Below are 6730 nucleotides of genomic sequence, written 5' to 3'. Positions count from 1 at the left end.
AGTGTTGCTTAATTACAATTAATGAAATGGCTATGTTACTTGTACCATGGTTATGTCAAAAATCCCTAAGTTTGAATGGTAGTTAGTAACTGTTATCAGTCTAGTGCTTCGTAAAATACTAGGATCTGTTGAACATTCAAATGCTCTACTGGTAGCAATTATTTTTAGACAATATGCAGCTGCTATCTCTCTTTTTATCTAATAACCTCTCGATAATAATTTCTGCTGATTTTTCTAAGCGCTTGTTCTATGGATGATGCAGGGTGATAACCAATCTAAAAAGATTGCCACGATTTTGGCTATAGACTTATCAGGATAATAACTATAACCTTATAGTTGAGATATCGCCCAATACAGTCAGTCCACTATAATATTTTCAGTATCGTAAATATTTTTGGATGTACTCACCTTAAAGATAAGCGGCTGATGTATGTTCACCTTAGATAAGGATATGTTTGTTGTGAATGCTACTGCACATTTAACCGCACCGATAGTGTCCAAACGCGATCTGGCCAAAGCCAAAACGCGACGGGCATTGCTAAAAAGCGCGCTACGGCTATACAGCTCAGAAGGTGCTCAGGGCATGAGTATGAATAAAATTGCCAAAGGCGCTGGCATTGCCCAGCCTAGTTTTTACAATCATTTTGACAGTCTTGATGCCCTACAGAACGAGTTGAGCGCTCAGCTAAAAGACAGCTATTTATCACCTATGCGTTTGGCATGGATAGACATGCTCAAAAACTATGATGTATTAAACACAGATCACTTTAATCAACAGTGTGAGCGCTGTTTGATGATGATTTTTGATTCTGCGTTCCAAAACATTGCATTGTTTCAGCACTTACTAGAAGACCGCCCGCGGCTAGAGGCCAGTATAAAAAGCCCATCAGCGTTAAAAAACGGACTAGGGAATTTGGTCACCGACATACAAGAGGAGTGGGCAGAAATATTTATTCAAGGCTTGCAGTTATCTGGTCGTTCTTTTGAGCGTACCGAGGTCAATCTTTGTGTCGATATCGCAAGCGCACAGGTACACGAGTTAATACTAGGCTGTCATCAGCAGCGCTATTCCAGACCACAGGCAATTGCCGCGTTGAAAGCAAGCTTTGATGCGCTGTTCGCCCATTTTTTACAAGGAGGCAGGCGCAGTTAGTAGTGAGAACATTTAGTGATGACAAGGAATGAAGATAAGTAACAACAGTCATCGTAAAACCAGAGTCAGTAAAACACAAAAGGAAGCGTGATTATGACTACAACAGTAGCTACATCAAACACAGTCAATGAACAACTACATTTTAGAACCTGTACCTTGTGCGAAGCGATGTGCGGTGTCGAGATAAAACATGATGGCGAAAAAGTCTTGTCGATTAAAGGGGATAAAAACGACCCGTTTTCGCAAGGCTATATTTGTCCGAAAGCTACTGCCTTGCAAGATTTGCATGAAGATCCTGACCGTTTGCGGCAGCCTGTAGAGAGAACGGCAGACGGTTGGAAACCTATTAGTTGGCCAGAAGCATTGGATAAAGTTGCTGCAGGTATTCAATCTATCCAGCAAAAATATGGTCAAAATGCGTTGGGTGTTTATCTAGGTAACCCTAACGTACACAATATGGGTGGAATGCTGACCATCAAACAGTTACTCACCAGTTTAAAAACCCGAAGTCGTTTTTCCGCAACCTCAATCGATCAATTGCCACACCATATCGTCAGTATGCACCTATTCGGTCATATGCTACGTATTCCTATACCGGATGTGAATCATACCCAATATATGCTTATTATTGGAGGCAATCCGCTGGCCTCTAATGGCAGTATCATGACCGCACCAAACATGCGCCAAAAGCTAAAAGATATCAAAGCCCGTGATGGCAAAGTGGTGGTGATTGACCCAAGACGCACCGAAACCGCCGACATTGCTAGCGAACATCACTTTATCCGACCCGCCACGGATGTGCTGCTGTTACTAGCCATGTTGAACGAAATTTATGCACAAGGCTATGCAAAATTGGATAGTAAAGCCGCCACGCTAGCACCAGAAATTGATCGTATTGCCATGTTTGCCAAAGAATATACGCCTGAGTCGGTCGCCGATATTACCGGTATCGCTGCGCCTGAAATCAAACGTATGGTCAAAGAGTTTTGCGAGGCCGAAAGCTCAGTCTGTTATGGCCGTATGGGTATTTCGGTGCAAGAGTTTGGCTTGTTGAGTCAGTATCTATCGATGGTTATTAATATTGTGACTGGCCGCCTAGATGAAGTGGGCGGTGCAATGTTCCCTAACCCTGCCATCGATGTGGTGAACAGCTCAGGCCCAGGTTATTTGGGCAAACGTCACAGCCGCGTGAGTCACTTACCTGATTTTAATGGTGAGTATCCAGTCGTTGCCATGGCAGATGAGATGCTAGTAGCAGGTGAGGGGCAGTTAAAAGGTTTTATGATGGTTGCTGGAAACCCTGTTATCAGCACGCCAAATGGTGAAAAATTGGACAAAGCTTTATCACAATTAGAGTTTATGGTCTCACTTGATTATTTTGTGACAGAAACCAGTCGTCATGCCAATATTATTTTGCCACCAGTATCGCCATTAGAACGCGATCATTACGACATCACGTTTAACGGTTTTGCGGTGCATAACGTGGCTAAATATTCACCGGCCTTGTTCGACAGAAAAGACAATGCAATGCATGACTGGGAGATTTATTTAGAATTGGCCGATCGCCTGGACAAAGACGCACCAGAGGCCACCCAAAAAGAGCGTGCAGCGACAAAAGCATTCGGACCAAAAATTCTATTAGAGCAGGGTTTAAAATACGGTCCTCACAGAGAAGCGGTCACGATAGAGACATTGCTAGCAAACCCACACGGCATTGATTTAGGCCCATTACATAGCATGTTACCAGAGGCTATTAAACATGCTGATAAACAGATTCATTTACATGTGGATTTTTATCAGGCGGATTTGGCGCGCGTGCGTGAGATGGTACAGCAGTACAATGAAGATGAGATTCTATTGATTGGGCGTCGGCATGTACGCAGCAACAATTCGTGGTTACATAATAGCCATCGATTGGTAAAAGGCAAATCTCGTTGTACGTTAATGCTGCATCCAAAAACGGCAGAGCAGCATGGCATTATCAATGGTCAAAACGTCAGAGTGACCTCGCGTGTGGGTAGCATCGTCATTGCAGCAGAAGTAACCGACGAGCTAATGGCAGGGGTGGTGAGTATCCCACATGGTTTTGGTCACGGCCGAAAAGGCGTTAAGCAGCAAATTGCTCAAGCACATGCAGGAGTCAGCGTTAACGATTTAACTGATGACACTTTGATTGATCAGTTAAGTGGCAATGCGGCCGTGAATGGTGTGCCGGTACAATTAGAAGCACTGGACTCAGTTGTAGATATCGCATTGGCTACTGCATCATAAAACTTGATAGATAGCAGGATAGCTTAGGGCGTATTTGTGAGTGTTTAACAGGTTTTAATATATTGATATTCTGATTAAACACTCATACCCACAAAGTCAAAATCAACGTTAGGCTTTTCGCCTTGTATCAATAAGCTGACGGCTTTTGCAGAGCCACAAGAATGCGTCCAACCTAATGTACCATGACCAGTATTAAGCCATAAATTATCAAACGTGGCTGAAGCGTTATGACTACCATGTCTGACTTGACCGCAGTGTGCACGACCAATCAGCGGTACGTTTGAGGGGGTCATCGGTCTTAATCCTGTCCAATATTGCACAGAATTGGCAATAATACCTTTAGGGAATAACTGCTGTACGCGGCGGGTAATGGCCTCGCAGCGTGTGGTATTTAAGTCTAGGTTGTAGCCATTAAATTCTGCAGTACCAGCCACACGCAATTTATCTCCTAACCGCGAGGCCACCAGTTTGAACTCATCATCAATTAAGCTCACAAAAGGTGCTAAATGCGGCGCACGTGGATTTACAGTATAAGTGGCAGAGTAGCCTTTTGCCGGAAAAATTGGCACATGAATACCCAGCGGTTTTAATAAGCTGACGCTATAACTGCCCAGTGCCAATACATAGTTGTCTGCTGTGAAGGTTTGTGCATTTTCGCCTGTTGGACGGATAGTAACACTATGCACGTGCGGGGTTTTGGCTTCGCTATCGGTATTGAGCGCTAGAATTTCGGTATCGTACATAAAATGCACGCCAGCATCCATGCAGTGCTGTGCCAACCGCTGAGTAAATAGATGTGCATTGCCTGACTCATCACGGCTGGTATAGGTTGCGCCAGTCAGTTTATGCGCAATAGGAGATAGTGCTGGTTCCAAGCTCACAGCGTTATTGATATCAATGACATGGCGTTCGCAGCCAAGTGCTTGCATACGCTCTGTGGGTTTAATCGCAGCATCAAATTCGGCTTGGCTGGTATAAAAATGCATAATACCGCGCGTCTGTTGCTCGTAATTAATACCGATATCGGCGCGTAGTTGCTGTAACGCACCTCTAGAATATAGCCCTAAGCGAACCATTTGCACAAGGTTAGCATCGGCTTTATCGGCGCGGCATTCTTGTAAAAACTGCATGGCCCATTTGAGCTGCGCCTTATCAGCCCGCAGGCGATAAAGTAGTGGCGCGTCTTCTTTAAAAAGCCATTTTAGTGCTTTTTTTGGGGTAGCAGGGTTGGCCCACGGCGTGGCGTGTGATACCGATATTTGACCGCCATTGGCAAATGAAGTTTGTAAGCCTGCTGCCGGTTCGCGTTCAATCACAGTCACATCATAACCTGCTTGACGAAGATACCATGCGGTGGTCACACCGACCACGCCTGCTCCTAGTACTGCAATATGTGTCATAGGATTTTCTGCCGTGACTATAGAATCTGTTAATTATTCAAATATTAGGGCTGATGATTGCTCAAATTGCACCACATTTGGATGTTCAATAGACCCTAAAATAGTAAAATAATTAGGGGTGTTTATTGATGATACGCCACCTTACTTAGCGCGGGCAACATCTGCTTGTAAGGCGGCTGGCAAGTTGAGCGTGGTTAGTGCGCTGTCGGCAAGGTGTTCTGGACGTGCAACCACCAATGCTTCAAAACCGTGGTCGGTTGCAATGGCATTTACAACTTGGATTTTATTTAGCTTGTCACCTGCACTGGGTAGTACATCTTCGCCTTGTACGTAATGCAAAAATGCCTTAGGTGCAGATTTAAAATAAATACGCGCAATCACCTCTTGACCTAAGTAACAGCCTTTGTCGTAGTCCATACCGCCGCGCTGATGCAAGCGCAATTCTTGTGGCTGAAACTCGCCTTGGGTGGCGGCAACTATCCAATAATTGCCAGTAGCAATGCTACATTGCATCCATGCTTGCGTATCCTGTTCGGTATTGTGCGTATCGTCATGGCTAAAGGTTGGTTCATCAGCGAGCATACAAGGGTAAATTAAAATTGGCGCGCTGGTATCAAATTTGGAAAAAGCGCCAAACTTTTTGAGGTGGACAAGTAGCGAGTCTGTACAGTCAGCACTGATCACCACATCAAAATGTTGCTCGGCTTGTTTTTTAATCCAAATACCAAACTCAATACGGCCTTTTAAGTTGCAAATAGCGGCTGCTTGGTAACTCAGCCCCAGCTTAGTCACATCACACGTAAGCTGTCCTTGTAAAAACTTTTCGGCGTCTGCGCCTACAATGCTAATTTGTTGAAACTGCGGTATAGAAACATGACCCATTGTTATTATCCTTTTAATGTCAATTTATTCATTAAAGACGTCAGTGTTGATTTTTTTGATAAAAAACTGTCTGCGTAAATGTAAATGAGACTAAGAAGAGTACCACAAAAACTACCGTCATAAAAAACGTCAGCGCTAAGTGGTCAGTTAAGGTATAAGTTGGGTGCTGAGCGCAGTTTTCAAGCGTACAAGTTGGTGAAAATAGGTGAGTTACGGTACAATAAGGCCTTTGCAATAAACTTAATTTATAATGGCTATCGAGGAAATTATGAGCTTACCCAATTGCCCTAAATGTGATGCTGAATATACTTATGAAGATGGTGCGTTACTGGTATGTCCTATGTGTGCTCATGAATGGACAGCAGCAGAGACTGATGCGGAGCAAGCTGAAGAACAAGAGGCAGTCATTCGTGATGCAGTTGGCAATGAGCTGCAGGACGGCGACGCGGTAACCGTGATCAAAGACCTAAAAGTAAAAGGCTCTTCAACTGTCATTAAAGTAGGCACCAAAGCCAAGAGTATTCGCCTGTTACCAGATGCGACTGATGGCCATGATATTGATTGTAAATTGGATGGCTACGGCCCGATGAAGCTCAAGTCATCGGTGGTGAAAAAAGCTTAAATAGATCGCTTACAAACGCATTGTATTGAGCGCAGTTTTAGTGACTGATAGGATTATTTGTTTTGACATTTAAGGTCTACTAACTATATGAATGCATAAGCTTATTTATGTTTTTGATAAAGATATGCAAAAAGATGACCACCTAAACTTAGGTGGTTTTTTTGTATCATTATTCCTAAATCCGGGTGATGCCTAAGTTTAAAAAAGATGATGAGTCTCTCCAAAATCGTTTCGTATACAAGGCACCTTATAACCGCTTATTTGATACTCGTTTTAAACTTCTTTAACTATACCCTTAAAGTCAACATGGTTTTTTGTAAGAAATAATGAATAACTATGTAGTTTTTCTTTATATATAATAAAATAAATACGAAGAAGTGGTTTTTCTGAAGTATTTTTATT

5 protein-coding genes are annotated in these 6730 nt (G+C 43.3%); 3 read left to right on the top strand and 2 right to left on the bottom strand.

Translation table 11 applies throughout. The features are described 5' to 3' along the window. The first annotated feature begins 460 nt into the window (after positions 1-460). Together ACT3SX_RS12970 and ACT3SX_RS12965 are read left to right on the top strand one after the other, a co-directional pair. A complete protein-coding gene (locus ACT3SX_RS12970; RefSeq protein WP_192520485.1) occupies positions 461-1153 on the top strand; it encodes a TetR family transcriptional regulator in 693 nt (230 codons plus the stop codon). A 93-nt stretch (positions 1154-1246) separates the two neighbouring features. After that, the gene (locus tag ACT3SX_RS12965) at positions 1247-3424 is read left to right on the top strand and encodes a molybdopterin oxidoreductase family protein (protein ID WP_192520486.1); all 2178 of its coding nucleotides are present in this window, start codon (positions 1247-1249) and stop codon (positions 3422-3424) included. Positions 3425-3498: 74 nt separating this feature from the next. On the opposite strand, the gene ACT3SX_RS12960 is transcribed toward ACT3SX_RS12965, so the two are convergent. Then, positions 3499-4824, bottom strand: a complete 1326-nt coding sequence (locus ACT3SX_RS12960) for a D-amino acid dehydrogenase (protein WP_192520487.1) — start codon at positions 4822-4824, stop codon at positions 3499-3501. Between the two features lie 141 nt (positions 4825-4965). Further along, positions 4966-5706, bottom strand: coding sequence for a CAF17-like 4Fe-4S cluster assembly/insertion protein YgfZ (ygfZ, locus tag ACT3SX_RS12955; protein WP_192520488.1), 741 nt, complete (start codon positions 5704-5706; stop codon positions 4966-4968). 268 nt (positions 5707-5974) lie between these two features. On the opposite strand from ygfZ, the gene ACT3SX_RS12950 reads away from it, so the two are divergent. Continuing rightward, a complete protein-coding gene (locus tag ACT3SX_RS12950) occupies positions 5975-6328 on the top strand; it encodes a zinc ribbon domain-containing protein YjdM (RefSeq protein ID WP_225739304.1) in 354 nt (117 codons plus the stop codon). Positions 6329-6730 lie beyond the last annotated feature (402 nt).

Origin of the sequence: Psychrobacter sp. AOP31-B2-9 (assembly GCF_052378005.1) — a bacterium.
GTDB lineage: Bacteria > Pseudomonadota > Gammaproteobacteria > Pseudomonadales > Moraxellaceae > Psychrobacter.
This window is presented reverse-complemented; position numbering and strand designations above follow the sequence as displayed.